At 68.3% G+C, this 25,763-nt stretch carries 25 protein-coding genes; 14 read left to right on the forward strand and 11 right to left on the reverse strand.

From position 1 onward, the window contains the following. Window positions 1–31 precede the first annotated feature (31 nt). Window positions 32–850, forward strand: a complete 819-nt coding sequence (locus NDI56_RS05965; protein WP_310918515.1) for a cytochrome c oxidase subunit 3 — start codon at window positions 32–34, stop codon at window positions 848–850. Between the two features lie 37 nt (window positions 851–887). Here NDI56_RS05965 and NDI56_RS05970 read toward each other — a convergent pair whose 3' ends face one another. The 3 genes from NDI56_RS05970 to NDI56_RS05980 all read right to left on the reverse strand — a co-directional run bounded on the left by NDI56_RS05970 (window position 888) and on the right by NDI56_RS05980 (window position 4,166). Then, window positions 888–1,274, reverse strand: a complete 387-nt coding sequence (locus tag NDI56_RS05970; RefSeq protein ID WP_310918517.1) for a hypothetical protein — start codon at window positions 1,272–1,274, stop codon at window positions 888–890. Between the two features lie 113 nt (window positions 1,275–1,387). Then, the gene (locus tag NDI56_RS05975) at window positions 1,388–1,897 is read right to left on the reverse strand and encodes a DUF7979 domain-containing protein (RefSeq protein ID WP_310918518.1); all 510 of its coding nucleotides are present in this window, start codon (window positions 1,895–1,897) and stop codon (window positions 1,388–1,390) included. A gap of 1 nt (window position 1,898) precedes the next feature. Further along, window positions 1,899–4,166, reverse strand: coding sequence for a DUF6789 family protein (locus NDI56_RS05980; protein ID WP_310918520.1), 2,268 nt, complete (start codon window positions 4,164–4,166; stop codon window positions 1,899–1,901). A gap of 172 nt (window positions 4,167–4,338) precedes the next feature. On the opposite strand from NDI56_RS05980, the gene coxB reads away from it, so the two are divergent. From coxB to NDI56_RS05995, 3 genes are all read left to right on the forward strand, one after another. After that, window positions 4,339–5,157, forward strand: coding sequence for a cytochrome c oxidase subunit II (coxB, locus tag NDI56_RS05985; protein ID WP_310918521.1), 819 nt, complete (start codon window positions 4,339–4,341; stop codon window positions 5,155–5,157). Between the two features lie 67 nt (window positions 5,158–5,224). After that, window positions 5,225–5,782, forward strand: coding sequence for a DUF420 domain-containing protein (locus NDI56_RS05990; protein ID WP_310918523.1), 558 nt, complete (start codon window positions 5,225–5,227; stop codon window positions 5,780–5,782). 163 nt (window positions 5,783–5,945) lie between these two features. Beyond that, complete coding sequence (locus tag NDI56_RS05995) at window positions 5,946–6,503, forward strand: DUF420 domain-containing protein (RefSeq protein WP_310918525.1); 558 nt, start codon at window positions 5,946–5,948, stop codon at window positions 6,501–6,503. A 63-nt stretch (window positions 6,504–6,566) separates the two neighbouring features. On the opposite strand, the gene NDI56_RS06000 is transcribed toward NDI56_RS05995, so the two are convergent. After that, window positions 6,567–7,274 (reverse strand): DUF2270 domain-containing protein, encoded by a 708-nt coding sequence (locus NDI56_RS06000; protein WP_310918526.1) that lies wholly within the window; start codon window positions 7,272–7,274, stop codon window positions 6,567–6,569. 215 nt (window positions 7,275–7,489) lie between these two features. On the opposite strand from NDI56_RS06000, the gene NDI56_RS06005 reads away from it, so the two are divergent. Next, window positions 7,490–8,755, forward strand: a complete 1,266-nt coding sequence (locus NDI56_RS06005; protein ID WP_310918527.1) for a cation:proton antiporter — start codon at window positions 7,490–7,492, stop codon at window positions 8,753–8,755. Window positions 8,756–8,805: 50 nt separating this feature from the next. Here NDI56_RS06005 and purF read toward each other — a convergent pair whose 3' ends face one another. From purF to NDI56_RS06030, 5 genes are all read right to left on the reverse strand, one after another. Beyond that, on the reverse strand, window positions 8,806–10,248 hold the full coding sequence (gene purF, locus NDI56_RS06010) for an amidophosphoribosyltransferase (RefSeq protein ID WP_310918529.1): 1,443 nt from the start codon (window positions 10,246–10,248) through the stop codon (window positions 8,806–8,808). A 9-nt stretch (window positions 10,249–10,257) separates the two neighbouring features. Then, complete coding sequence (locus tag NDI56_RS06015; RefSeq protein ID WP_220587618.1) at window positions 10,258–10,431, reverse strand: 50S ribosomal protein L37e; 174 nt, start codon at window positions 10,429–10,431, stop codon at window positions 10,258–10,260. Then, window positions 10,428–10,610 carry an LSM domain-containing protein gene (locus tag NDI56_RS06020; RefSeq protein WP_310918531.1) on the reverse strand — a complete coding sequence of 61 codons (183 nt, stop codon included), beginning with the start codon at window positions 10,608–10,610 and terminating at the stop codon, window positions 10,428–10,430. Before NDI56_RS06020 ends, NDI56_RS06015 begins: the two co-directional genes overlap by 4 nt. 78 nt (window positions 10,611–10,688) lie before the next feature. After that, window positions 10,689–11,882 carry an AI-2E family transporter gene (locus tag NDI56_RS06025; protein ID WP_310918533.1) on the reverse strand — a complete coding sequence of 398 codons (1,194 nt, stop codon included), beginning with the start codon at window positions 11,880–11,882 and terminating at the stop codon, window positions 10,689–10,691. Between the two features lie 80 nt (window positions 11,883–11,962). Further along, on the reverse strand, window positions 11,963–13,021 hold the full coding sequence (locus NDI56_RS06030) for a M20/M25/M40 family metallo-hydrolase (RefSeq protein ID WP_310918535.1): 1,059 nt from the start codon (window positions 13,019–13,021) through the stop codon (window positions 11,963–11,965). A gap of 77 nt (window positions 13,022–13,098) precedes the next feature. Between NDI56_RS06030 and NDI56_RS06035 the strand changes: the two genes are divergently transcribed. Continuing rightward, window positions 13,099–13,317, forward strand: a complete 219-nt coding sequence (locus NDI56_RS06035) for a hypothetical protein (RefSeq protein WP_310918537.1) — start codon at window positions 13,099–13,101, stop codon at window positions 13,315–13,317. A 37-nt stretch (window positions 13,318–13,354) separates the two neighbouring features. Then, window positions 13,355–14,305: a zinc-dependent metalloprotease gene (locus NDI56_RS06040; RefSeq protein WP_310918539.1), complete on the forward strand. Its 951-nt coding sequence runs from the start codon at window positions 13,355–13,357 to the stop codon at window positions 14,303–14,305. A gap of 4 nt (window positions 14,306–14,309) precedes the next feature. Here the strand turns inward: NDI56_RS06040 and NDI56_RS06045 are convergent, their stop codons facing one another. Both NDI56_RS06045 and NDI56_RS06050 read right to left on the reverse strand, forming a co-directional pair. Next, window positions 14,310–14,675: a hypothetical protein gene (locus NDI56_RS06045; protein ID WP_310918540.1), complete on the reverse strand. Its 366-nt coding sequence runs from the start codon at window positions 14,673–14,675 to the stop codon at window positions 14,310–14,312. Next, window positions 14,653–15,198 carry a hypothetical protein gene (locus NDI56_RS06050; RefSeq protein WP_310918541.1) on the reverse strand — a complete coding sequence of 182 codons (546 nt, stop codon included), beginning with the start codon at window positions 15,196–15,198 and terminating at the stop codon, window positions 14,653–14,655. Before NDI56_RS06050 ends, NDI56_RS06045 begins: the two co-directional genes overlap by 23 nt. Before the next feature lie 138 nt (window positions 15,199–15,336). Between NDI56_RS06050 and NDI56_RS06055 the strand changes: the two genes are divergently transcribed. From NDI56_RS06055 to NDI56_RS06085, 7 genes are all read left to right on the forward strand, one after another. Then, entirely contained in the window at window positions 15,337–17,418 is a 2,082-nt protein-coding gene (locus NDI56_RS06055) for a DUF4129 domain-containing protein (RefSeq protein WP_310918542.1), read from the forward strand. Beyond that, a complete protein-coding gene (locus NDI56_RS06060; protein WP_310918543.1) occupies window positions 17,415–18,323 on the forward strand; it encodes a DUF7269 family protein in 909 nt (302 codons plus the stop codon). The genes NDI56_RS06055 and NDI56_RS06060 overlap by 4 nt, the downstream gene beginning before the upstream one ends. Beyond that, window positions 18,323–19,630 carry a DUF58 domain-containing protein gene (locus NDI56_RS06065; protein ID WP_310918544.1) on the forward strand — a complete coding sequence of 436 codons (1,308 nt, stop codon included), beginning with the start codon at window positions 18,323–18,325 and terminating at the stop codon, window positions 19,628–19,630. The genes NDI56_RS06060 and NDI56_RS06065 overlap by 1 nt, the downstream gene beginning before the upstream one ends. Continuing rightward, on the forward strand, window positions 19,631–21,076 hold the full coding sequence (locus NDI56_RS06070; RefSeq protein ID WP_310918545.1) for a glycosyl transferase: 1,446 nt from the start codon (window positions 19,631–19,633) through the stop codon (window positions 21,074–21,076). Between the two features lie 111 nt (window positions 21,077–21,187). Further along, window positions 21,188–22,456, forward strand: a complete 1,269-nt coding sequence (locus NDI56_RS06075; RefSeq protein WP_310918546.1) for an AAA family ATPase — start codon at window positions 21,188–21,190, stop codon at window positions 22,454–22,456. Between the two features lie 32 nt (window positions 22,457–22,488). After that, window positions 22,489–22,863 (forward strand): DUF2237 family protein, encoded by a 375-nt coding sequence (locus NDI56_RS06080; RefSeq protein ID WP_310918547.1) that lies wholly within the window; start codon window positions 22,489–22,491, stop codon window positions 22,861–22,863. A 175-nt stretch (window positions 22,864–23,038) separates the two neighbouring features. Further along, on the forward strand, window positions 23,039–25,762 hold the full coding sequence (locus NDI56_RS06085) for an AAA domain-containing protein (protein ID WP_417935944.1): 2,724 nt from the start codon (window positions 23,039–23,041) through the stop codon (window positions 25,760–25,762). Window position 25,763: the final 1 nt, after the last annotated feature.

Here is a 25,763-nt window from a genome sequence, read left to right on the forward strand (position 1 = left end):
TATTTAACCACCGCGTCCCCACCCTAGTCCAATGTCAGGTTGGTTGAGCACAGGTGGCGGCCACGCCGAGGACGGCGGAGAGGAACACGACCACAGCAGTTACTGGCCGCTGATAGCAGCCGTCGGGGCGGGAATGCTGTATCTCGGTGCCGGCTTCTTCTTCGTCGGCCTCGACCTCGTCCCGGCGGTACTACCTATCGGCCTCGCCGGGGCCGGCGTCGTCGGGCTGCTGACCGGCCTGTTCGGGTGGGCCTACGAGGCCTTTATGGCGCCCGCCAGCGGCCACGGCGGGAGCGCGGACGTCTACACAACGACGATGATTCTGTTTCTCGTCTCCGACGTGGCGACGTTCTCGGCGGGGTTCATCTACTTCGCGTTCATCCGGTCGGCGGCGTTCTGGCCGCCCGACCACCTGCCGCCCCTGCTGGGGTCGCTGGTCGCCATCAACACCACGCTGCTGGTCGCGAGTAGCGTCACCATCCACTACAGCCACGAGGCCCTCGTGGAGGGCGACCAGCGGAAGTTCCTGGGGCTGCTGGGCGCGACGCTGGGGCTCGGGGTCCTCTTTCTCGGCGGCCAGATCTTCGAGTACTACGAGCTGCTCGTCGTCGACGGCTTCTCGCTGTCGACTGGCGTCCTCGGGAGCGCGTTCTACGGGCTGACGGGGCTCCACGGCCTCCACGTCGCGCTGGGCGTGCTCCTCATCGCCATCGCCTTCGGCCGCTCGCTGCGGGGCGAGTACGGTCCACAACACGACACGGCCATCCGGACCACGTCGCTGTACTGGCACTTCGTCGACGCCGTCTGGCTGTTCCTCGTGGTCGTGCTCTACGTCGGCGCGACGATATAGGTCGGGGTCGGACTCACCGACTCGGCGACGCGGCGTATCACTGCGTCTTTTCGGCGACGTGACCGTAGACGAACAGCGAGAAGACGAGCAGGAGGGCGTACCCCCAGACTGCGCCGCGGAGCGCGAGCGGCACGTCGACGACGCCGGTCACCGCAAACAGCAGGTCCGCCGGGACGGCCAACACCGTGACGCCGGTTAGTGCGAGGACCACGAGCTGGCAGGCCCGCTGCTCTATCTGTGCCTCCCGTTCGTCGAGGAGCCGGACGCCAGTGCGCTGCCAGATGACCAGATACCCCAGTAGGCCGACGTAGTAGACCCCGACACCGACGGACAGCAGGAGGTCGCTGACGCTGTCCGGGGCGAACACCGCCGCGGCAGTCGCGGCGAACAGGCCGGCGACACCGACACCGATGGAACTGCTCATTAGCTCGCGGTAGCGCCGTCGGGTCGGGAGGGACGAACTGGGGGACATGGGTGTAAAGTTCAGTTTACACCCAGACCGACCGAACCCAGCGGGAAAAAACTATCGTCCGACTGTCATTCCACGTTCGCCCTCTCCTCCAGCTCTATCAGCTTCCGGTAGATGGGCGGACTGAGAATGCCGATGAGGCCGAAGATGATAGCGAACACACCGAGCGGGAACTGCAGTTCCGGAGCGACGAAACAGGGGTTCTCCGCGACGACGGTCACGTAGTGCTGTTCGCCCTCGTAGGTGACGATGGAGCCGTTTCGGAAGGCGTTGCCGTTGGGGAACTCGCCCGTGACGCGGGCCTCCCCGACGGGGTCCTCGGTCGCGTTCACGAAGGCCTGTTGTTCCGACCGGGACAGCTCCTCGAACTGGAAGGTGGCCAGCTCCGGGTTCGTGGTGTTGAACCGCTGGGCGGTCTCCTCGGGCCCTTCGACGGCGATTGTCGGCTGGTTACAGGTCGTTATCTCGTCCTGAATGATGGCGTACCCGCCGGGCACCGCCCCGCCGATGCCGACAGCGACGAGGAGGACGCCGACGAACGGTGCGATGTAGGTGAACAGAATCGACTCGTCGCTCATCTCAGACCCCCACGTCGGTTCGTCGGGACCGCAGATACTGGAACGTCACAGTCAGCCCGAGCCCGTATGCCCAGTGGGCGACGAACACGAACGTGAGATAACCGACGAAGGCCAGTCCGGTCTGGTCGGTGTAGAAGGCCACCGAGAACCCGGTCGCGATGAGCGTCGCGAACACGAGTCCGGTCTCGAACATCCGCCGACCGGGCAGATACTCCTGGAAGGAGAGGAACAGCAGCGGCCAGATGATGGTCCCGCCGGCGAGGAACAGCGCGGCGCCGATGAGCTGGCTCGTCCCCAGTCCGACCAGCTCCGATATCTCGGCGAACGAGCTCGGGTCGAGCACGCCGATGACGATGGCCGTCCCGATGCCGCCGGTCATCAGGAAGGTGCCGACGAACCCGGCGATAGCGGCCATCGAGGCGTTCCGGTAGACGTTCTGGGCGACGCTGCCGACGCCGCCGAGCAGCCCCATGGGCTCCAGCTCCGGGGCGTAGGACCGTCTGGTGGTCTCGGGCCGCGCCGGTTCCATATCGTACTTCTCGACCATCCGCTCTTCGAACCACTGCCACTCGCGGGTGAACTGGTTCGTCGCCTTCAGGTTCCACGGGTCGGTGGTCTTGACCACGTCGCCGCGCCAGTACGACACCAGCATGTTGTAGAGCCACAGCAGCGCACTGAGGCCGATGACGTACGCGCCGACGGTGGCGATTTGCTGGGCGAACTGGTACTCCGGCGGGTAGATGGCCTGCCGTCGCGGGAGGCCGAGGCCGCCGATGACCAGCAGCACCATGAACGTGACGAACGCGCCGACGATGAGCAGCCCCGACTGGAACTTCGCCAGCCGTTTGTCGTACCACCGACCGGTGAGGATGGGGTACCAGTAGTAACTGGAGGCTATCATCAGCATCGGGATGATGCCGACGACGATGAGATGGAAGTGGCCGACCACGTAGTACGTGCCGTGATAGAGGATGTCGATGGGGATGACCGCCAGAAACACCCCGGTGACGCCGCCGATGATGAAGGTCCCGATACCGCCGGCACAGAGGATGAAGGGCGCGCTCAGACGTATGTTCCCGTCCCACATCGTCGTGATCCAGTTGAACACCTTGATGGCACTGGGGACGGCGATAGCGATGGAGATGGCCATGAACGAGGCCTTGAGTCGCGGGTCGACGCCCGAGGTGAACATGTGGTGGGCCCAGACGCCGAAGGAGAGCACGGCCAGTCCGAGCGTCGAGTAGACGATGAACTGGTATCCGAACAGCTTTCGACCGACGAACTTGGGTAGGATGAGACTCATCAGACCCGTCGCCGGCAGGAAGAGGATGTACACCTCCGGGTGGCCCCAGAACCAGAACAGGTGTTGCCAGAGGACGGGGCCGCCACCCTCCGTCGTGAAGAACGTCGTCCCGAGGTTGCGGTCGAGCAGGAGCATCACGAGCGCGCTCCCGAGCAGCGGGAACGCAAAGAGCGCGATGCTGCTCGTGACCATCATGTTCCACGAGAAGATGTCCAGATTACCCCACGTCACGTCGTCGGCGCGCTCGTAGATGACCGTCGCGATGAAGTTGATGGCGCCCACCGTCGTCGCGATACCGCTCAGGTGGAGGCCGAGCAACAGGAGGTCTATCTGTGGGTTCGGTTGCTGGATGGAGAGAGGCGCATACAGCGTCCAGCCGACGCTGACCTCACGGATGGTGAGGAAAAATCGGATACTGTCCTCCGGCAGGAACAGACTGAGTACCTGGCCGCCCACCTGCACGATGAGCCCGAACCGGGCCATCAGCAGTGCTGGGGGGAGGAGCCAGAACCCGATGGCGTTGACCCGCGGGAACGCCATGTCGTCGGCGCCGATAAGCAGCGGCAGGAAGTAGTTCCCGATGCCGAAGAAGACGGGGAGGACGAAGAATATCAGCATCGTCAGCCCGTGGGTGGTAAACAGCGCGTTGTACGTCTCGGGCGTCCAGATGTCCGCCGGCGGGGTCAGAAGCTCCGTCCGCAGCATCATCGCGTCCATCCCGCCCCAGAGGGCGGCGATGGTCCCGAAGGCGATGTACAGCAGGCCGATTTCGCGGTGGTTCGTCGTCGTCAGCCACCGGAGTGCTTCGGACTGGAGGCGCCCGATCTCGAACTGCAACTCCTCGCGCGTGAAGTAGCCACCGTCGCTCGTCGGGCGGGCCTTGTACCGGGCCCGCAGCCAGAGGGTGAGGATACCGAGAGCGAGGATAGCCAACGCCGACCCTTCGATGACGGCTCGATTCATCATCGGTGAACCGTCGAGAGAGGGTCAGTTGGCAGCGTTACGTTCGGTGAAAGCATTACCCGAATCTGATGGAGCCATCGACATAAAACTACGCGACGACGGTCGGTGTGTGGGAGTGGCGCAGGGCCGTTCGACTGGCCAAGCTATATGACATCCCCGCCGTAAGATGAGGCCAATGCGACTCACTCGCGCCCTGTCCTGGCTCTGCGTTCTCACACTCGGAGCGGTGGTGTTCAGTACCCCCGCGGCCGCGCAGTCGGTCAACCGGGCGGCCATCGACGAGCTGAACGAACAGCTGCTGTACGTCGCGCTCCCGCTGACGCTGTTCGTCGAGCTGACGCTCGTCTACGCCATCTACCGGTTCCACAACAACGACAGCCCACGGCCGACCATCGACGACCCGGCGCTCGAAGTGACGTGGACCGCTGCGACCGGTGCGATACTGGTGTTCGTCGGCGTCTCCGGCTTCTTCGTCCTGGCCAACCCGTACATCTCGCCGGCCGCGGCCGACGCCACGGGCGATGATATCTCGGACGATATGGAGGTCGAGGTCCTGACCTACCAGTGGGGGTACGAGTTCAGCTATCCCGACTCCGACGTCACGACCAGCGAGCGCCTCTACCTCCCGAACGACACGGATATCAGGTTCACGATGACATCGAGCGACGTCATCCACTCGTTTTACATACCCGAGTTCGGCGTCAAACAGGACATCTTCCCCGGTCAGGAGACAGTCGCACGGACCCACCCGACCGAGACGGGGACCTACCGGCTCTACTGTGCCGAACTGTGTGGCTCGGGTCACGCGCGGATGCAGGTCCCCGTCGTCGTGATGAATCAGTCGTCGTACGACGACTGGCTGGCCAACGAGAGTAGCGCGGCGACGGGCGTCAGTGCCACGAACGAGACGACCGCCGCCAACGAGACGGCGAGCGCCGGCGCCGCCAACGGGACGGCCGCGACCGACGCCGCCCGCGTCGCCCCGCCCGCCTGAGCCGTCGACCCGGTGTGGGTTCGGATACCACACAATTGATTTTACCGAGCCGAGCGTAGTATTTTACATGCGTCAGGTGCGCCACCGCGTTCCCGAGTTCGCCGGGTTGCTGACGGCGGTCTCGTTCGCTATCGTCCTCGTGGTGATAGCCGGGGCCGTGCCGCCGGCGCTGTTCCCGCGAGCGCCGCCGGCGGTGATGAACGCGATTCCACACGCCATCGCCGGGGTCAGCGCGCTGGCCATCGGGACGATACTCGCCGGTCTCCGGGCGATACGCGCGGGGAACGTCGAGCGCCATCGGAACCTGATGGTGGCCAGTTTCGCCCTGTTCGGGCTCTTCTTGACCGTCGATTTCTACCGGCTCGCGGTCGTCGGCCCGACGGCGTTTGCGGGTCCGGCAGTGGTCGAGACGTACGTCTACCTCCCCCTGCTCGTCGGCCACGCGGTGCTCGCCCTCTCGACCTTCCCGGCGGTGTACTACGCGTTCCTGCTGGGACTTGCCAACCCCGTCGCGGCGCTGCCCGCGACCGACCACGCCCGCGCCGGGCGAGTGGCGGCGACGCTCTGGCTCCTGACCTTCGGCACCGGGCTCGTCATCTACGTGATGTTGCATCTGCTGTGGTAGGCACGGCTCGCTCCCGATGGTCGCGAGAGCCGCGTCAGGGCGAACGGGGGACGCCTCCTCCGGAACGGCGAGCGATAGCGAGCCGTGAGCAGCGCGTGCTGACAACCGGCGACCGTCTCTCGGGTTCACAACCCACTTTATCGGGCACCGCTAACCGGCAGCTATGCTCGAAGTTCGCGACCGGGTCCCCGCGCTGACAGCGGTGTTGACAGTGGTCTCGCTGGCGCTCGTCTTCGGAGCGGTCGGCGGTGTGATTCCGGCCGAGCTGTTGCCACGCGCCCCCGAGACGGTGCTGTCGGCGATTCCAACCGTCAACGCGCTCGTCAGTGCCGCTGCAATCGTGACTATCGTCGCCGGCATCCGGGCGATTCGCCGGGGGAACGTCGACCAGCACCGCCGGCTGATGGTCGCGGCCTTCGGTCTGTTCACGCTCTTTCTCGTCCTGTATCTGTACCGAGTCAGCCTGATCGGGCCGACGGAGTTCACCGGCCCGGCGGCCGTCGAGACGTACGTCTACTTCCCGATTCTGGCCATCCACATCCTGTTGGCCATCGTCGCCATCCCCGCCGTCTACTACACGCTCCTCCTGGCCGCGAGCTATCCGGTCTCGGAGCTCGCGCGGACGAACCACCCCCGTGCGGGGAAGGTGGCCGCGACGCTGTGGCTGATATCGTTCTCGCTCGGTATCGTCGTCTATCTCATGTTGTACGTGGTCTGGTGAGCGGCGTTGTGGTGACGCACTGCAGACCAGCGGAAACCGAGACCGACGCCGTGGCGAGCGGCGTCACCGCTTCCAGTCGCCCGAGTCCTCGCCGTGGAACTCCCCGCGGGCGTGACGCTCCCGGGGCCAGTACGTGAACACGGTGACGACGAGGAAGAACGCGGCGACGGCGGCGGCGACGAGCTCGCCGGCGATGCCGGGGACCGACGCCGTCTCGATCCAGGACTGCCCGGGCGTGTAGATGGAGATGCGAAAGGCCCACGCGAGACCCAGCAGGGCGTACAGCGGGTAGTACACTTTCTTGAGCCGTCGGGCGAGGGCCTCCCAGTAGTTCACTTTGAAGGTCGGCGTCCGGAGGTCGGCGGCGAGTTCCCTGCGCCACTCGGCCATCGGAACCTCCTCGGGGTCGAGCGAGTTCGCAAAGAGGTTCTCCTCCAGCACGCGGACGCGGGCCCGGCTCGCGTCGAAGGCCCGGTACCGGCGGACGTCGAACAGGGCGAACAGCGAGACGCCCACCATCCCGATGAGCAGCAGGTACGCGGTCACGTCCCCGCCCTGGAACGCGAGCGCCAGGACCGCCGTGACGAGGACGATGGCCCAGTCGATGGTGAGGTCGAGCCGCGAGAGCAGGTTCCCGCTCTGTGAGACCTCGCCCCGATAGTAGTGTGGCATCAGCGAGAGGAACTCCTCGCTGTCCTCGGCAGCGGTCGCGCCGACCTCGCTCGCCTCGCGGTCGGTCGCATCGAAGTCGGACTGCTCGTCCGTGCTCATCCGTTTGCCTCCCGGTGACATTGCCGAGTACCGTCTGTTCGCTGTGGAACTGTCACAGGTGACATTGGGCTGACAACACTATGATGCTGTCGGCGCGCGGGCCTGATGACCTCACGGCTGAGGAGTGGGCTGTACGTTCATGGTCGGTATCTTCGGCCAGCTGGGCCATAGCCCGACAGTATCCATTTTCGCCTCGCGTGCCAACTCACGTCCCTATGTCCCTCAGCGGGGTGGAAGCGGCGCTGGTCGACCTTGTACTCGTGTTCGCGCTCGCCGGGACCATCGCCGCTTTCGCGGCCACGTCCGGCCACGTTCCCTACACCATCGCGCTCGTGCTGGTAGGTCTCGCAGCTTCGCTGCTCGGATTCGGGCTCCGGAGCGAACTCACCCCCGAACTGCTCAGCGACCTCATCCTGTTCGTGCTGGTCCCGGCGTTGCTGTTTCAGGGCGCCTCGCGGGTCGACGCGGACCGGTTCGTCGAGAACGTCGGCCTGATACTCGGCTTCGCAGTCGTGGGGCTACCCATCTCCGTCGCGCTTCTCGGACTGGCCAGCCACCTCGTCCTCGGGTTCCCCCTGCTCGGTGGGCTCCTCTTTGCGGCTATCGTTCTCCCGACGGACCCGGTCGCCGTCCTGCCGCTGTTCGAGGAGCTCGGGGTCCCTGCACGCCTCTCTGTGCTCGTCGACGGGGAGAGTATGCTCAACGACGGGGTCGGGGTCGTGCTGTACACCGCGTTCCTCGAACTGGCTTTGGAGTCGCCCCGGTCAGGGCCGGCCGACCTCGTCGGGCTCGGTCTCGGTGAAATCGTCGTGGACCTGGCTCTGGGTGTCTTCGTCTCGATGGTCGGCGGGGTGCTCGTCGGCGCGGCGGTCGGCATCGTCGTCTACCGCGTCTTCGTGTTCTTCGACGACGAACTGACGACGATCATCCTCTCAGTGGTCCTCGCCTACGGGTCCTTCCTCGCGGGAGAACTACTCGGTGTCAGCGGCGTGGTCGCGGTCGTCAGCGCCGGTGTATTCGTCGCCGAACGGCGTGAGACAACCCCTCTCGGCGCGGATACGAGACTGACGTTCAGCATCACCTGGCGGTCGGTGGGCTTCGTCGCGAACACGTTCCTCTTTCTCACCATCGGACTGATGACGCCGTTCGACGCCCTCCTCGCGACTGCGGTCCCGATGGCACTGACTATCGGCCTCGTCTTCCTCGCCAGAGCCGTCGTCGTGTATCCGCTCGCAGCGCTCGTAGACCGCAGTGGCCTCACGTCGGTCCCGCGGAGCTATCGGCCCGTACTCGTCTGGAGCGGTATCCACGTCTCGATTCCGCTCGCGCTGGCGCTCGGGTTACCCGCCGCCTTCCCGGCGGAACTGGCGACGCAGTTCCAGGTGCTGACCTTCGGCGTCGCGATGTTCACACTGGTCGTGCAGGGGCTGACGATGGAGCCGCTGCTCCATCGGTTAGGGGTCACGACAGCGACGGAGTAAGGTGCCGTCTCGTGCGGTTCGAGGTCCGGTCAGCGGGGGGCGACCCCCGCTCAGTCGTCGGCGGGCTTGGGCTGTCCGCTAATCTCCGGACGGGCGACGTCGCGGTCGGTCTCCTCCCCCTCGATGTCGTAGGGGTACTCGCCGGTGACACAGCCGAGACAGAGGTCCGCCTTGCTGGTCTCCAGGGTCTCGGCGATAGCGTCGATGGAGAGATACGACAGCGTGTCCGCCTCGATTTCCTCGCGAATCCCCTCGACGGACTGATCGCCCGCGATGAGCTCGTCGCGGGAGGCCATGTCGATGCCCATGTAACAGGGCGCGATGATGGGCGGGGCGCCGATGCGGACGTTCACTTCCTCGGCGCCGGCGTCCTTGAGTAACTGGACGAGCTGGTTCGAGGTGGTCCCACGGACGATGGAGTCGTCGATGATGGTGACCTTCTTGCCCTCGATGGTGGACTTGATGGGGTTGAGCTTGAGCCGAACGGCGCGTTCGCGCTCGTCCTGCGTCGGCATGATGAACGTGCGGCCGACGTAGCGGTTCTTCATCAGCCCCTCGGCGAACTCGATGTCCGAGCCGTCGTCCTGTGCGGCCTCGGCGTAGCCCGAGGCGAAGGCGCGCCCTGAGTCGGGCACGGGGAGGACGACGTCGGACTCGACGCCCGACTCCGCCCAGAGTTTGCGGCCCAGTTCGCGCCGGACCTCGTAGACCAGACTCCCGTCGATGGTGGAGTCCGGTCGGGCGAAGTAGACGTGCTCGAAGAAGCAGTGTGCCGTGTTCTCCTGCTCGATGAGCTGGTAAGTGTCGTAGCCGGTGCCGTCGTCGTGGAGCACGACGAGTTCGCCGGGTCGAACGTCCCGGATGAGCTCACCGTCGAGCGTGTCGATGGCGGCGGACTCCGACGTGAGGACGTAGCCGTCCTCCAGTTCGCCGATGACGAGCGGGCGGTTGCCCTGCGGGTCGCGAACGCCGAGCACCGTCTCGTCGTGCATGATGGTTAGCGAGTACGAGCCGTGGATGCGCTCCATCGTGCGCTTGACCGCGCGGACGAGGTCCTCTTCCAGCAGATTGCGGGCGAGGTCGTGTGCGATGACCTCGGTGTCGCCGTCGGAGGTGAAGGCGTGGCCGAGGTCGGCCAGTTCGTCGCCGATCTCGTCCGCGTTGACGAGGTTCCCGTTGTGGGACAGCCCCAGCGAACCCGACTTGAACGACACGGAAAACGGCTGTGCACAGCAGGCGTTGACGCTACCGGCCGTCGGATAGCGGACGTGGCCGATACCGTTCGACCCGTTCAGCGACTCGAGGTCTTCGGGGTCGAAGGCGTCGCCGACCAGTCCCATCTCCACGTGGCTGTGTTGCTGGAAGCCGTCGTGGGTGACGATGCCGGCGGACTCCTGACCGCGGTGCTGGAGAGCGTAGAGGGAGTAGTAGAGAGGGCGGGCGGCGTCACGGTCCTCGAGAGCGATGCCAACAACGCCGCACTTCTCGTGCATGATAGGAGGTTATTCGCCGGCTTTCGACTGCCACTCGTAGTCACGTCGCTTCGCCGACTTGCCGAAGCCACAGGACGAACAGACCTTCTTTTTCGTGTGATACGACTTGTTCCCACACCGCCGACACTTCGTGTGTGTCGTGGTGTTTTTCTTTCCCTGACTCGGGGTTCCTGCGCCAGTCATGGATTAATGGATACGACGTTATCGCCGCGTATAATCGTTGTGTCTTCGTCTTCGATCACGAGATTCATGTGCTGGTCGTAGCCGGTGAGTTCGCCCTCGTATATCTCCCCACCTTTTAACTGTACAGTGACGGCCTCGCCCAGTGACGCTTCGAGCACGTCCAGCGGTCGTCCACTCATGTTCGGTTGGGATAGTGACTGGCGCTTAAACGTACCGCTTGTCGACCGGGAACTGGTCAACCGCCCAACACCCGGAGGTTACGCCGGGTCGCCGTCTACGGCGTCGTCGGTCTCCCCGGGGTCGGCGCTGTCGCCGGTCTCGACGGCGTCTTCGGTCACTGGCATCGCTTCGACGCCGTCGCCGTCGATGAGAACGGGGAGGACCAGCCGGGCGAAGTGATAGACGACCACGAGCAAGAGCGGCCCCAGAAAGAGCCCGTACCAGCCAAACAGGAGCGGCCCGATGATGTACGCGATCATCACGAGGCCGACGTGGAGGTTCCGGCCGGAGACGTACGGTCGGAGCACGAGGTCCGGAATGAAATCGACGAAGACGACTGTGGCGACGACGAAGACGGTCGGGAACCACAGCGGCTCCCCGGTCAGGGCCGCTCGTGCGAACAGTCCGAGACTCAGCGGGACGTAGACGAGTTTCATCCCGACGACCGGTATCAGACTCGCGGCGCCGGCAAGCACCGCCACCAGAGCGGGGTAGGGTATCCCCTCGGCCGGCGCGAAGACGTTCAACACCGTGTAGACGAACGCGGCGACGACGACGATGGCGAAGGCGTTGAGGATGTTGCCGAAGTAGACGCTTCCGAGGTCCTCGTCGACAGCGTCGAGATAGACCCCCATGAACTCCTCCTGGTCGTCGAACGTCTCTCTGACCCACCGGCCGAGTCGCGGCCCGTCGCGCAGGAGATAGAACGCCACGGCCAGCGCCAGAAAGACGTTGATGAGCGCGGTGCCGACGAGCGGGATGTAACCGAGCGCGCCCTCGGCGACCAGCTGGCCGGCGTTGACGATGTCGGGGTTTTGCAGCAACATCTCCGGGTCCTGGACGACCTGGGAGACGTCCAGATAGGGCTCGATCTGGTCGGACAGCGGCCCCAGGTCGACGGTCCGCTGGAGGCGGGCCAGCTCCTGTGCCGCGACGGCGAGCGTGTACCCCACGAGCAGGACCACTGGCACGGCGAGCGCGAGCAACGCGGTGGCGGCGGCGATGCTCCGGCGGAACTGGGTCCGAAAGCGGCTGTAGGCCGGCCGCGCGACGTAGTAGAGAAACAGGCCGAGGACGAAGGTCCCGACGTACGTGAGGACGACCCAGGCGGTGATCGCGCCGAAGACGAAGGCCACGGCCCACCACGCGACGCGGCTCCGCGAGTCGAGCCACGCCATGTTACCGGACAGTGCCCCGCCGTCGCTCCCGACGTTCGACCGACTGATACCCACCAGCAGGCATGGCTGGCTAGTGGCGCTGAACTCGATTGGTTATACGTAGATTACCGACGGTTTCGAGCGGTAAGCCCGGCTTACACGTCGACGGTGAACGGGGCGTGCTGGTCGGCGCGGACGGCGAAGCCAGCGAGCAGGTCCGCGAGCGCGTCGAGGTCATCGGGGTCGATGACCTCGACCGGCGTGTGCATATACCGGTTCGGGAGGCCGACGTTGACCGAAGGGGTACCGCCGCGCGACGTGTAGAAGGCGTCGGCGTCGGTGCCGGTTCGGATACCGGTCGCCTGCAACTGGACGTCGATGTCTTCGTCCTCGCCCGTCGCGCGCAGGGCCTCGACGACGGCCGGGTGGTTGGCGCTCCCCCGGGAGACGACCGGCCCCGCGCCCAGCTCGACGCCGGTCGAGCGCTTGCCGGGCGAGTCCGGCGAGTCCGTCGCGTGGGTGACGTCAGCGGCGATAGCCACGTCGGGGTCGAGATCGAAACCGACCATCTTCGCGCCCTGCAGGCCGACCTCCTCCTGGACAGTCGAGACGGCGTGGACGGTGGCCTCGACGTCCCGCTCGGCCGCCCGGCGCAGCCCCTCGGCGGCCGCCCAGATGCCGATACGGTTGTCCATCCCGCGGGCCGAGAGCCGGCCGTTTTCGAGTTCGGTGACGGTCTGCTGGAACGTGATCGGGTCGCCGCGGTCGACGAGCGCGTCCAGCTCGTCGCCGTCGGTGGCCCCCACGTCGACGTGCTGTTCGGCCACGTCCGGGACGCCGTCGTCGTCTTTCTCCCGCAGGTGGATAGCGGTCTGGCCAACGACGCCCGAGACCGGCCCGTCAGCGGTGTGGACGGTGACGTGTTGGCCACGCGAGACCGTCTTGTCGGAGCCGCCGATACGGCCCAGTCGAACGAACCCGTCGTCGGTCAGGTCCCGCACGATGAAGCCGATCTCGTCCCCGTGACCCGCCAGCGCTACCTCGGTGTCGTCGCCCGAGAGGGTCGCGACGGCGTTGCCGTACTCGTCGGTGCGGACCTCGTCGGCGAACTCGCTCACGTACTCGACCCAGACGGCCTGACTATCGGCCTCGTAACCGGACGGCCCGGGCGTCGAGAGCAGTTCCTCCAGCAGCTGTCGTCGTCGCTCGTCCATACCCCGCCTTGACCGCCACCGGTCATGAATATCCGGGGTAGCGCAACCACTAAGAGTCGAGCGCGTGATGTGTCAGTATGGTAGACATCACCCTGTTCGAAGTACACCTCGACGGCTCGGAGTTCACGGCTAACGCCCCCGGCGTCGGCGGCAGCGACGAGGAAGCGACGGACGAAAGCGACTCCGACGGGGCTCCGCTGGGCCTGTTTGCGGTCTTGGCTCTAGTGGTCCTCGCGGTCGCGGCGGTGGCCGCCAAGAAGATGGGCGGGGGGAGCGACGACGAGCCGACAGTGTGAGGAGAAGGCATATCACGGCGCGCGCCCTTTTCCCCGCATGGGACTGTATCATAGCGTCCGCGCCGTCGCCGGTGCGACGGGTGACGGACCGATAGACTGGCGGGCGGTGGCCGAGGCCGCCAAGGAGTCGACGGACGCCGGCGACCTGACGCTCTCGGCGGCCGAACAGGAGGGGTACACAACGGACGTCCGGGACGCCCGGGACCGGGTTCGGGAGGTCGGCGGGCTCGATTTCGACCTGCCCGCGACCGTGGAAATCCAGAACCGCCACCACTGGATAGACGCCAACGTCGCGACCTTCGAGCGGGTGATGGCCCCCATCGAACAGCAGGCCGAGTACATTCCGGGGGTCGCCCGCGTCGTCAACACCGGGTCGATGGCCTTCGCGCTCTCATTTCTGGGCAACAACGTACTGGGACAGTACGACCCGCTCTTGCTCGCGGACAACGACGACCACGCGCTGTATTTCGTCCGGCCGAACATCCGGCGCGTCGCCGGCCAGCTGGGTGTCGAGGGCGACCGGTTCCGCCGCTGGATAGCGTTCCACGAGGTGACCCACGCCGCGGAGTTCGGCGCGGCCCCGTGGCTCTCGGAGTACATGGAGGAGACGATGGAGGAGACCATCGAGAAACTTTCCAGCGGCGAGCTCGACCGCTCCTCGCTCGGGGAACTCGACACCACGATGACCGCCGTCGAGGGGTACGCAGAACTGCTGATGGACCGCGCGTTCGACGACGAGTACGACGACCTCCGCCGGAAGGTCGACGAGCGCCGGCAGGGTCGGGGGCCGGTCGCCCAGCTCGTCCGCCGGTTCCTCGGTCTGGGCATGAAACGCCAGCAGTACGAGCGCGGCAAGGCCTTCTTCGACGCGGTCGCGGACGCCCGGGGCGTCGCCGCCGCGGGCCGGGTCTGGGACTCGCCCGAGACGCTGCCCACGGCCGACGAGATAGAGACGCCGCGCCTGTGGATAGAGCGCGTCGACCCCTGAACCGCTAACGGCGCCGCCCGTCGCCACTCGCCGCCTGTTCCCGTTCGTCCGACCCCTCCCGCCGCTCCTGCAGCCGCCGTCCGGGTTTCGGGCCGCGCTCGCGGTCGTCCTCGTAGGGCGTCTCGGCGATGCTGTCGGGGAACGTCAACTGGGCGAGCACGCCGCCGACGAGCGTCGCCCCGACCCCGACACCCAGTGTCACCAGCAGTTCCCCGCTCCCCCACAGCGTCACCAGCGCCATCGAGAGTCCCACGAGCAGGGCGAAGCCGACCTTCAGCTGGACGAGAAACTTCTCGCGGTCGGCCTTCGTGACGGAGGGGCCGACCATCAGCTCGTCCCCGCGGACATCAGTAGAACCCCCGCTGGACATCTTCCTCGATGACGTCCTCGAACTCCGCTTCGAGCAGGCCCTCGGCCTCTTCGAAGGTGTCCGTCAGGTCGTCCATCCGCTCGGGGCGGTCGTACTGGTCGTACTCCATCGGCCCGTAGGCCGGCGAGTCCATGGCGTCGAGCATGTCCTCGACGAGCGCTCGCGGTGTCGTCGGCGCGTCGGCGTGGGTTTCGAGCACTGTTTCGAGGTTCTTCGCTTTCTCCTCTGCGTCGTCTTCGTCCTCGGGGCCCTGCTGGACGCCGAAGACGCCGGTGCCCTGCTCGGGGAAGAGCGGGTCGATGTCGTCGTCTATCTTCCGGGCGACCTGCGAGCCCACGCCCTGTACGGCCATCGGGTTCTTGGCGTAGGTCTTGAGCTGGTAGACCCCGGCGGACGGGTGGCCCAGATACATGTCCTCGCCGATGCCGCCCGCGCGGTCGCCCCCGACGGCCCGCCACCCGCCGGGGTCGGCGTTGCTGTCCATCACGTCCTCGATGATGTCCTGCCAGTCACGAACGCGCATGGTCCGCGGTTGGGTCCGCGCCAGAATGAAGCCATCGGTCCGGTGGATGGCGGGGATTGATTACCGTGCCGGTCGCAATCGAACGTATCTGCGAGACGATGCGGTAACCAACTACACTCGTCACGAGGGGGCCACAGCGTGGGAACAACAGGCGACGGCGGCGTCGAAGGTGTCGACAGTCGCCAGCTTCTTCTGGTCGGTGTCTGTCTGGTCGGTCTCGTCATGGCGGCGTTTCTCGCGCCGGTCACCGGGGCGAACGGACTGTTCGGGTCCGGCGACGGCACCGGGTTGCAGGGCGGTAACGGCGGCGACATCGGCGGTGACCCCCCCAGTGACGGCAGCTCCGGCGACGGCTCGGACGGCGAACGGTACGACCCCGGGGGCGACGGGGGCTTCGGCGACAGTGACGAACCGGTCGACGTCCGCGAGGCAGCGAGTGGCTGTCGGGTCGACGTGCGCAGCGACCCGAAACCGGGGACCACGACCACGGTAGCGGTCACCGTCGACGGCGAGCCGGCGAGCGACGTCCGGGTGTGGTTCAACGGCGAGTTCGTCGGCCACACGGACGGAAGAGGGCTCGTGACCGGCACGGTTCCCTACGTGACGGAGCTGAACGTCACGGTGGAGTCGCCGATAGACGAGCCGTGTACCTTCAGCGAGCCGGAGTCCGTCGGCCCGGGCCAGTTCCCGCTCGTCGGGGCGGGCGTGTCAGTCGCGGGTGCAGGAGGCGTAGCCACGGCTGCGAGTATCGACGCTGGGCGGGCCACCGGCCAGCGCCCCGCTTCGGTCGGCGTGAACAACTCCTCGGACTACGATGTCGCATCGGCCGTCACGATACGCGTCACCGGCGACCCAGTCCCGAACTCGACGGTCGCGCTCTTTGCGACTGTCGAGGGCGTGCCGATGCCCAACGCCACGGTCGCTGTCGACGGCGAACGGGTCGGACAGACGGACGGAAGCGGGCGATACCGGCTGACCGTGCCCGAGAGCGACAGCATCGACGTGACCGTCAGCCGCGGCGAGATACGCGGGCAGCGGACCATCGACGTGTGGCAACTGAACGTCGGCTTCGTTCCGGGGCTGTTCGTCCCCGGCGAGCGCGCCGCGGTCACCGTCACCCGGAACGAGACGCCGGTCCCGAACGCCACGGTGACGCTGGCCGGGGAGACGCTGGGCACCACCGGCTCGGACGGTCGGCTCACGTTCCGGCTGCCGACGACGCTCTCGGGAACCGTTCGGGCCGCCACTGCCACACAGACCGACGCTGTCCCGCTGTGGCGCGCCTACTGGCTCACCGGCGGCCTGACGCTCGGGCTGAGCGTCTTCGCACTCGCGACGACGCTAGTGACGGCACGACTGCGTGGCCGGGGTGCCGCCAAGCGAGTCGCGCGCTGGTGGACCGCCGTCGGACTGCTGTTCGGTGGCTACGTCCTCGGGGAGCGGCTCGGGCTGGCGGCCGCTGGAACCGTCGTACTGCTCGTGGGGCTGTACCGATACCGGCGGGCCGTCGCCTCCGGCGGTGCCACGGCCGCCGAGCAGATCGTCGGCTTCCTGGAGTGGTGCAAGCTGGCTGTCCTGCGGGTCGTCGCGGGGGTCGAATCGGGAGCCGACTGGCTCCGACGGCAGGCCGTTCGGCTGGCGGCCTGGCTCCGCTCCCTGCCGACCTCGGTCTCGGCGCTGGCGGCGCGGTTCGGGGCGTGGCTGCGCACACTGCCGGGCCGGCTCGGTGCCCGCCTGCGCTCGCTGCCCCTCCGTGGCGTCGCCGCTGTCTGTCTCGCGCTCGGGGTCGTCGTCGGTGCCACCTACGCCTTCGGCGCGCCCGGGCTCCTCGTCTCGGCCGCGCTCGTCGGCCTCGCGGCGGTCGGCTGGTGGCTCAGGCGACGCGGCGACGAGGTCGAATCGACCGAGCGAGCGACGGAGAAGACGGGGGCGACCGACCCCGAAGCGGCGGCCGACGACGGCTCGGCGCCCGCGCTGCGACAGCTCTGGCGGCGCTTCGCCGAGTGGGTCACGCCGTCGACCTGGCGGACCCGGACGCCCGCGGAGGTCTCCCGGGCCGCTATCGACCGCGGCCTCCCCCGGCAGCCCGTCGAGGCGCTGACCGAGGCGTTCCGGGACGTGGAGTACGGCGGCGAGCCCGAGCAGAGCCGTCGCGATCAGGCCCGGACGGCGTACGAGGCGCTCGAAGCCACGCGACACCGCGAGGAGGACGAGGAATGAGAGGAAAGCTCGCGATGCTACTGGCCGCCGTCGGAACGTTGTTACTGGGTGTCAGCGTGGGGATTGGGCTGCTGTCCGGCCCGGTCACGGACACTGGCGCACCGCTCTGGCTCGGCGCCCCGCTCGGCCTGCTGGTGCTTGCGCTGTCGCTGTGGAAGCTCCTGTCGACCCCGAGCGGTGACGAGGTCTCCGCCTCGCCCTGGAGTGAGGGGGGCGCAATCGTGGCGGACCCGCCCGAATCGACGCCGAAGACGGACCCGATATCGGGGACGGAGATGGCCGATGTCATCGGGACGGCCGCGGACGAGGCGCGGAACGCGGACACCGTCGACGCGGGACTGGACACCGTCAGAGCGCCGCTGCGGGAGGCGCTCGTCGACGCGCTGGGGCAGGGCGGCTGGGAGCGGGACCGCATCGAAGCGGCGCTGTCGGCTGGCTCGTGGACCGACGACCCGGTCGCCGCGTCAGTGCTCGACGAAGACGTGTTGCCCCCGGAGCGGTCGCTGCGTCGACGTGTCTGGGCGTGGCTCTTCCCCGCGAAAGCCGTGCGACACCGGACCGCTCGGGCCGTCGGGGCCGTCGCCGCTGCGGCCGAGGCGGCGCTCCCGCCGGTCGTCGGCCAGCACGCTCCGCGACCGGTGCCGGTCGTCGAACCGACGCTCGACGACCTCCGGCGGGCCAGCGACGGGAGCCTCCGCCGCGCCGTGGAGGGGCGCGCCTCGGTCGGTGCGGCCGAGTACGACAAGGACGGCCCCGACGCCGAGTCGCCCGTGACCGAAGGAGTCGGAGCCAACGGAGAGGCGGACGCGAGTGGGGCCGACCGGACCGCGGACGGGTCCGAGACGGCAGACCCGCCCGCAGCCTCCGCCGACTGGCCGACCCGAGACGCGGGGGGCGACAGCTGATGGCGCGTCGCCTCCGGTGGCGCGGCGCGGTCGTCGCGGCCGCGATACTGGCCGGGTACGGCGCTGTCGTGGCCTCGGGGACGCTGCTGCTCGCCGCGACCATCCCGCTGGCCTATCTGGCCTACGGCGCCGTCTCGACGGCGACAGTGCCCGCGGAGCTCGCGGTCACGCGCCGCATCGAGCCCCGGGTCGCGCCGCCGGGACGGCCGGTGACTGTCACGCTGTCGGTGACGAACGACGGCGACCGGACGGTGTCGGACCTCCGGGTAGTCGACCCGGTTCCGCCGGCGCTGGCCGTCCTCGACGGGAGCCCCCGCGGCGGCCGAACGCTCGCGTCGGGGGAGACCCTGACGCTCACCTACACAGTCGTCGCCCGCCGGGGTGAGTTCGATTTCCCGCCGGCCCGCCTGCGGGTCCGGGGCGCGGGAGCGGGCGCCGTCGCGACGGCCGACCGACAGCCCGCGGGCGACGGCCGGCTCGTCTGCCGGCTGGACGCCGACGCCCCGCCGCTGTCCGACGCGGGCGACACCCGCGTCGGCCGGCTCACGACGGAGACGCCCGGCGACGGCCTCACCTTCCACTCGACGCGGGAGTACCGCCACGGCGACCCCGCGGGGCGAATCGACTGGCGCGGCTACGCCAAGCAGTCGGAGCTCTCGACGGTCAACTACGACAGACAGGTGTCGGCCACCGTGGTGTTCGTTCTCGACGCCCGCTCGGTCTCGCGAGTCGCCGCGGGGCCGGGCCGACCGACCGCGGTCGAACTCGGGGCGTACGCGGCGACGCGGGCCATGAACACGCTGCTGGCCACCGGACACGACATCGCTGTCGCCGTGGTCGGCGTCGACGGCGACGGGCCCGGCGGCCTCACGTGGCTCCCGCCCGGCGCCGGGAGCCAGCAGCGCTCGAAGGCGATTTCGGTGCTCGACGACGCCATCGACACACCACCGGCACCCGACAGCGCGGCCACGCGCCAGGCGCGGAAGCTCGGCGAACTGGCCGGTCGAGAGGCGCAGTTCGTCCTCGTCTCGCCGCTGCTGGACGACGCGCCGGTCGAGATGGTGGGCCTGTGGTCCGGCACCGGCCAGTCCCGGACCGTGCTCTCACCGGACATCGTAGCTTCGAACACGGTGAGCGGCCAGTACGAGCAGGTCCGGCGCCGCACGCGTCTGTCCCGCTGTCAGGCGGGCGGGGCCCGGGCGATAGACTGGCGACGCGGGACACCGCTGCCGACGATACTGGAAGCGGTGTTCGCCGTCGAGGCCCACCGGGCCGGCGCCGGCGTCCGCGCGGGGGGTGGCCACTGAATGGCCATCGGTGGCACCCGGCTCGACAACCCCTCTGCCGTCGGTGACGAGGGGCGGCCACGCGGGGCGAGTCTGACAGTCGTCGCGGTCATCGTCGTCGGCGTGCTGGCCGCGGCCGGCTTCCTCGTCGGCCAGCCGCTCCTGTTTAGCTCCTTCGGGCTGCTGGTCGGCCTCGCCTCGGCGGGTCTCGCGTTGCTGTGTCGCGACCGGCTCGGGCCGGTGGTGCTCGGTCACCTGCTCTTTCTCCCGTCGGCGGTCGTCCTGGCCGCGCTGGTGGCGGTCAGTGGGCTGGTGGCGTTCGCCCGGCCGGGACTCGTGTTCCTCGTCGTGGGGGGACTCGCCGCCATGTTCGGCGTGGCGGCCGGCTGGAACGACGCGTTCGACAGGGAGACTGTACAGACGGCACTCGGCAGTAGCGTTATCTCCTACGTGTTCTGGCTCGTCGCGGTGGTCGTCGTCGGCATCGCCGTGGCGCTTGGCATCGCCGGACGGCAAGTCGTGCTCTCGCTCACCCGCGGGACCGGTCCGGTCGCCGGTCTGTTCGGCCTGCTGGCCCTGCTCGGGGTGGCGGGGGGCTGTCTGTACCTGGCGGTGCGGGCGATTCCGGCCGTCCAGCTCACCCCCGTCCACCGGCGCCCGGCGGCGAGAGCGCGATACATGCGCCTGCGGTCCACGCTGGTCTACGTCACGGCGGGCGCGTGGGGCCTGGCCGCCGTCGCCGTGGCCGGGCTGGTGGCCGGGGTCCTCCAGACGGTGCTCGCCATCCCGCCGATATCGGGGCTCGTCGCGGTCGTCGCCGCGCTGACCGCGATTCCGCTGGCCTGTGTGGCGGTCCTCTCCGTCCTCATCGCCGCGGTCGCCTGGGTCGCCCGTCGGGCCACGTCGGGCTTCGACAGCCTCTCGACGGGGACCGTCGGGGCCGCCGTCGCGGCCCTCTGTTACGTCTTCGCCCTGCTCGTTCTGGTCCCGACGCTCGCGCGGTTCGGGGCCGTCGGCCTCACGTTTTTCTTCGCCATCCCGGTGCTTCCCGTGCTCGTCTACGCCATCCTCGTCATCGTTCTCGTGGGGTTCTACACCGGCGCGATTCCGGGGCGGGCGGGCTCGGTCGCGGTGGCCGCGGCGGGGCTGATAGCCGTCGGGCTGGGCGCCGCGCTGGTCGGGTTCCCGTCGCTGTTCGTCTTCGGCGCGGTGGCCGGCGGCCTCGTGGTGTGGGACGTGGGGACTTTCGGCCTCGGCGTGACGGCCGAGCTCGGTCACATCCCCGAGACGCGCCGGCTGGAGCTGTACCACGGCGTCATCGCCGTCGGTATCGCCCTGCTGGGAATCGCGGCGCTTTCGGCGCTCGATATCGCGCGCCGGTCCGTCGGGCCGGCGGTCGGCACCCCGGCGACGATGGGCGTCGCCGTCCTCGGCGTGGTCCTCGTGGCGCTGGCGCTGCGGGGCTGACAGGGACTTTCTATCCGCCCTGCCCTCCGAGAAAAAACCGATAGCCGACGCGGAGACCGGCGACATCGTCCAATGGCACACTTTCATGACAGCGGAGGACAACCACCGAGTATGAGCGAGCGAGCCCTGACGCCCGCGGACGCGGCCCGGCGCTGTCAGGACATCGTCGACCGCGTCGAGGAGGCAGTCGTCGTCGACAGGCGGGTGCTGTACGAGACACTCGCGGCCGTCATCGCGCGGGGCCACGTCCTCGTCGAGGACGTGCCGGGGACGGGAAAGACGGTGCTGGCCCGCGTGCTCGCGGAGTCGCTGGGGCTCCGGTTTACGCGCATCCAGTTCACGCCCGACCTGTTGCCGGCGGACGTGACCGGCTCGAACATCTACGACGAGCACGAGGGCGCGTTCGAGTTCGCACAGGGGCCGGTGTTTACGAACGTCGCGCTGGCCGACGAGATAAACCGCGCGCCGCCGAAGACGCAGGCCGCCCTGCTGGAGTCGATGGAGGAGCGCCAGGTGAGCGTCGACGGGACGACCCACGACCTCCCGGAGCCGTTCGTCGTCATCGCCACCCAGAACCCGGTCGAACAGGAGGGGACGTTCCGGCTGCCGGAGGCCCAGCGGGACCGTTTCAGCGTCAAGACCTCGATGGGATACCCCGACGTGGACGGGGAGATGGGGCTGCTGGAGATGCGGGACAACAGACGGACCCTCGCCCCCAGCGTCGACCCGGTCGTCACGCCGGAGACGGTCCTCGAACTGCAGGAACTCGCGGAGGACATCCGGGTCGACGAGAAGATACGACGCTACATCATCGACCTCGCACGGGCGACGCGACAGGACGACCGCACCGATATCGGCGTCTCGCCCCGTGGCGTCCAGCGGGTGTTCGAGGCGGTCCGGGCCAGCGCCGTCATCGACGGCCGCGAGTACGCGACGCCCGAAGACGTAAAGCGGATGGCGCAGGCGACGATGAGCCACCGGCTCATCCTGACGACCGAGGCGACGGTCGAGGGCGTGGACTCGGACGACATCGTCCGGACGGCGATGGACAGCGTCGACGTGCCCGCCGTCTCGCCGGCCGCGCCGTCCGTCTCGGGCACCGGCGACGCCAGTGTGAACGGCGGGCACGAACAGCTCGACCCCGACCCGGCAGTCGAGGACGGTGACGAACCGCCGCGACGGGACGGCGAGCAGGGCACCAGCCCGCCGGAACCAGCGGCGTCCGGGAGCCGGCGGGGTAACGGTCACGACGACCATGCGTCGCCGGACCCCGAGGACACGTCGGACGGGCAGCCCGACGAGACCGCCGTCGACGAGTCCGAAGACGAAGACGACGACGGGCTGGGCGACCTGTTCACGGACGGCGGCGAACAGTCCTAAACGGTTTCCCGTCGCCGCCCGGGAGAGGACGTATGGAAAGCGAGACCAACGTTCTGGGCGGGGAGCTGTCGGCCTGTTCGATGGGCCCGACGACGGGTTTTATGCGGGACGGCTACTGCTATCCGCTCCAACGCGACCCCGGCCGCCACGAGATCTGTGCGGTGATGACCGACGACTTCCTCCAGTACAGCAAGGCACAGGGCAACGACCTCGTGACACCTCGACCGGAGCTCGACTTTCCGGGACTGACCCCCGGCGACCACTGGTGTGTCTGTGTCCCGCGCTGGATAGAGGCTCACGAGGCCGGTCACGCGCCGCCGGTCGTCCTCGACGCGACGAGCGAGGACGTGCTGGACGACGTGTCGATGGAGACGCTTCGGGAGTACGCGCACGACAGCGGGGAGTGATCCCTCGAAAGGGCACTCCGCTGCGCTGGGGGTCTCGCGTCTGGCGCTTGTCGGCGGAGTTCTGGGGCTGTTCCTGTGTCCGTGCCTCGGGTTCGCGCTCGCGTTCAACCCCACGCCCAACGCGGCAGTGACGCTGACCGACAGCGTTTTTCCGGCCCCAGTCGTTGCTATGCCCGTGCAATTACGCGGTGTCGTCGTGGAGGTCGAGGCGCCAAAGACCGTCAACACGCAGTACGGCGAGTCAGAACTCTGTGAGGTGACGCTGCGGCCCGACCGCGGGGCCGGCGAGCCGACGACCGTGACGCTGTGGGGCAAGTGGACCGAGACTGCGGAGTATCTCGAACCGGGGATGGAGCTGGCCGTCTACGACCCGGACGAGCGCGAGTACCAGGGCGAGACCCAGTACTCCGTCGGCGGGGACTCGACTGTCGTCGTGGAGCCGTCCTTCCTCGTGGACGTGACCGACATCCGGGCGTGGGTGCAGTGTCCGCGGATGTACTACCTGCGGAAACTCGACGGGGCCGAACTGGCCTACCCGCTGGTGAAAGGGACAGTCGTCCACGAGGTGTTCGGTGACCTCCTCCGGGGCCGGGACGTGGAGACGGCCATCGACGACCAGGTTCACGAGGCCGGGCTCGACATCGGGCTCCTCGGTCGAACCGCCGAGGAGGTGGCCGGTGACGTCCGCGACCACGCGAAAGCCATCGAGGGGTGGCTCCAGCAGGGGACGCTCTCGGAGACGGACCAGTGGCGCTCCGAGATGACGCTCATCTCCGAGCGCTACGGGATGAAAGGGCGGGCCGACGCCGTCCGCAGGGGGATGCCCGTCGAGCTGAAGACCGGGAAAAACACCAAGCGCGAGCCCCGCTTCCAGGACAAGATTCAGGCGACGGCGTACGCGCTGATGCTGGGCGAACGCGAGGCGGAGTCGCTTTCGGCCAGCGCGGTGATGGCCGGCGACGGCGGGGCCGCCCAGACTCCCATCGACGCGGCGCCCGACACCGGGACGCTCCTCTATACGAAGAACGCCGCCGTCGAGCGCACCGAGGAGAGCGGCGACCTCTCGCCGGCCAAGGAGTTCTCCATCGGTGCGGGGCTTCTGAAGTACGTCGTCCGAACGCGCAACGCCATCGCCGCGATGGAACACGACAGCGGGGTGCCGACGGGGTACGAGGCCAACGCCAAGTGCGAGTACTGCTTCGAGCAGGACACCTGCATGGCCGTCTCGGGCCGACTGGACCAGGAGTCCAAGGCCGGACAGGTGGGTGTGGCTATCCCCGACGAGGAACGGGCGTACTTCGAGCGGTTCTACCGCGCCATCGAGGCCGAACGCCGCGCGGTCCACCGCGAGTACGCCAAGCTCTGGGAGCAGACGCCGGAGGAGCGGGCCGACGACGACCGGGCGCTCGTGAACCTAGAGCCCACGGGTCGCACCGAACTCGACGGCGGCCGCTGGGAACTCCGGGCGAACGGGACAGGCGCCGTCTCGAAGATACGCGAGGGGGACTTCGTGATGGCCAGCGACGGCGACCCCGTCAACGGCGACGCCGAGCTGGGGCGGGTTCGGAGACTCGCCGACGGCGAAATCGTCGTCACGACCGACGAGCCACTCGACCTGCGCCGGCTGGACGTCTACCCCTCCGAGATAACGACCGACCGTCTCCAGAACGCGCTCCACGACGCCCTGCTCACCCAGCCGCCCGAGCGAAAGGACGTGCTGTTCGGGCGGCGAGACCCCTCGTTCGAGGCCGTCGAGGAGACCTTTATCGACAACAACGCCGCCCAGAACGAGGCCTGCCAGCTGGCCGTCGGGGCCGATGACTTCGCGCTCGTCCACGGGCCGCCCGGGACGGGCAAGACGTACACGCTCGCCCGGATGGTCCGTGCGCTCGTGGAGCAGGGTGACCGGGTGCTCCTCTCCGCGTTCACGAACCGCGCCGTCGACAACGCCATCGAGGCGCTCGAAGAACAGGGCTTTAGGGACATCGTCCGCGTCGGCACCGAGAGCGGCGTCCGCGAGGACATGCAGAGATACAGGCTGGAGCAGTCCGGCGACCCAGAGGAGTGCGCCGGGACGCTCCGGAACGCGCAGGTCGTGGCGGCGACGACCGCGACCTGTGGCGGGACCGCGATGCAGAGCCAGTCGTTCGACACCGCCGTCGTCGACGAGGCCGGCCAGCTCACGGAACCCGGGACGCTCGCGGCGACGACGCTCGCCGACCGGTTCGTCCTCGTCGGCGACCACCAGCAGCTCCCGCCGGTCGTCCAGTCCGACGACGAGACGCTCTCGACGTCGCTGTTCCAGCGCCTCATCGAGGCGTTCCCCGAGGCCGGTGTGATGTTGGACCGCCAGTACCGGATGGCCCAGCGCATCCAGGCCTTCGCCTCGCGGGAGTTCTACGACGGCCAGTTGCGGCCGGCGACGGGCGCGGTGGCCGCCCAGCGCATCGACGACCTGGAGGGCGTCACGATGGACGCGCTGCCGGCGCACCTGCGCGACGGGGTGTCCTTCGTCGACCCCGACGGCGCACGGACCGGCAACACCAATCCGGCGGAGGCCGACGCGGTGGCCCAGGTGGTCACCGCCTACCGCGAGGCCGGCGTCCCGGCGGGAGATATCGGCGTCATCGCCCCGTTTCGCGCGCAGGTCGCCGAACTGAACCGGCGCCTGCCCGAGGTCGCCGTCGACACGGTCGACCGGTTCCAGGGGTCGAGCAAGGAGGTCATCGTCGTCTCCTTCGTCGCGACCGGTGGGCTGGACGGCCCCATCTTCGAGGACTACCGGCGCATCAACGTCGCGTTGACCCGGGCGAAGAAGGCGCTGGTGCTCGTCGGGGACGCCGAGGCGCTCGGGACCGACGCGGTGTACGGGCGGATGGTCGAGTGGGCGTCGAGCTGAC

This window comes from Halomicroarcula saliterrae (genome assembly GCF_031624395.1).
Taxonomy (GTDB): domain Archaea; phylum Halobacteriota; class Halobacteria; order Halobacteriales; family Haloarculaceae; genus Haloarcula; species Haloarcula saliterrae.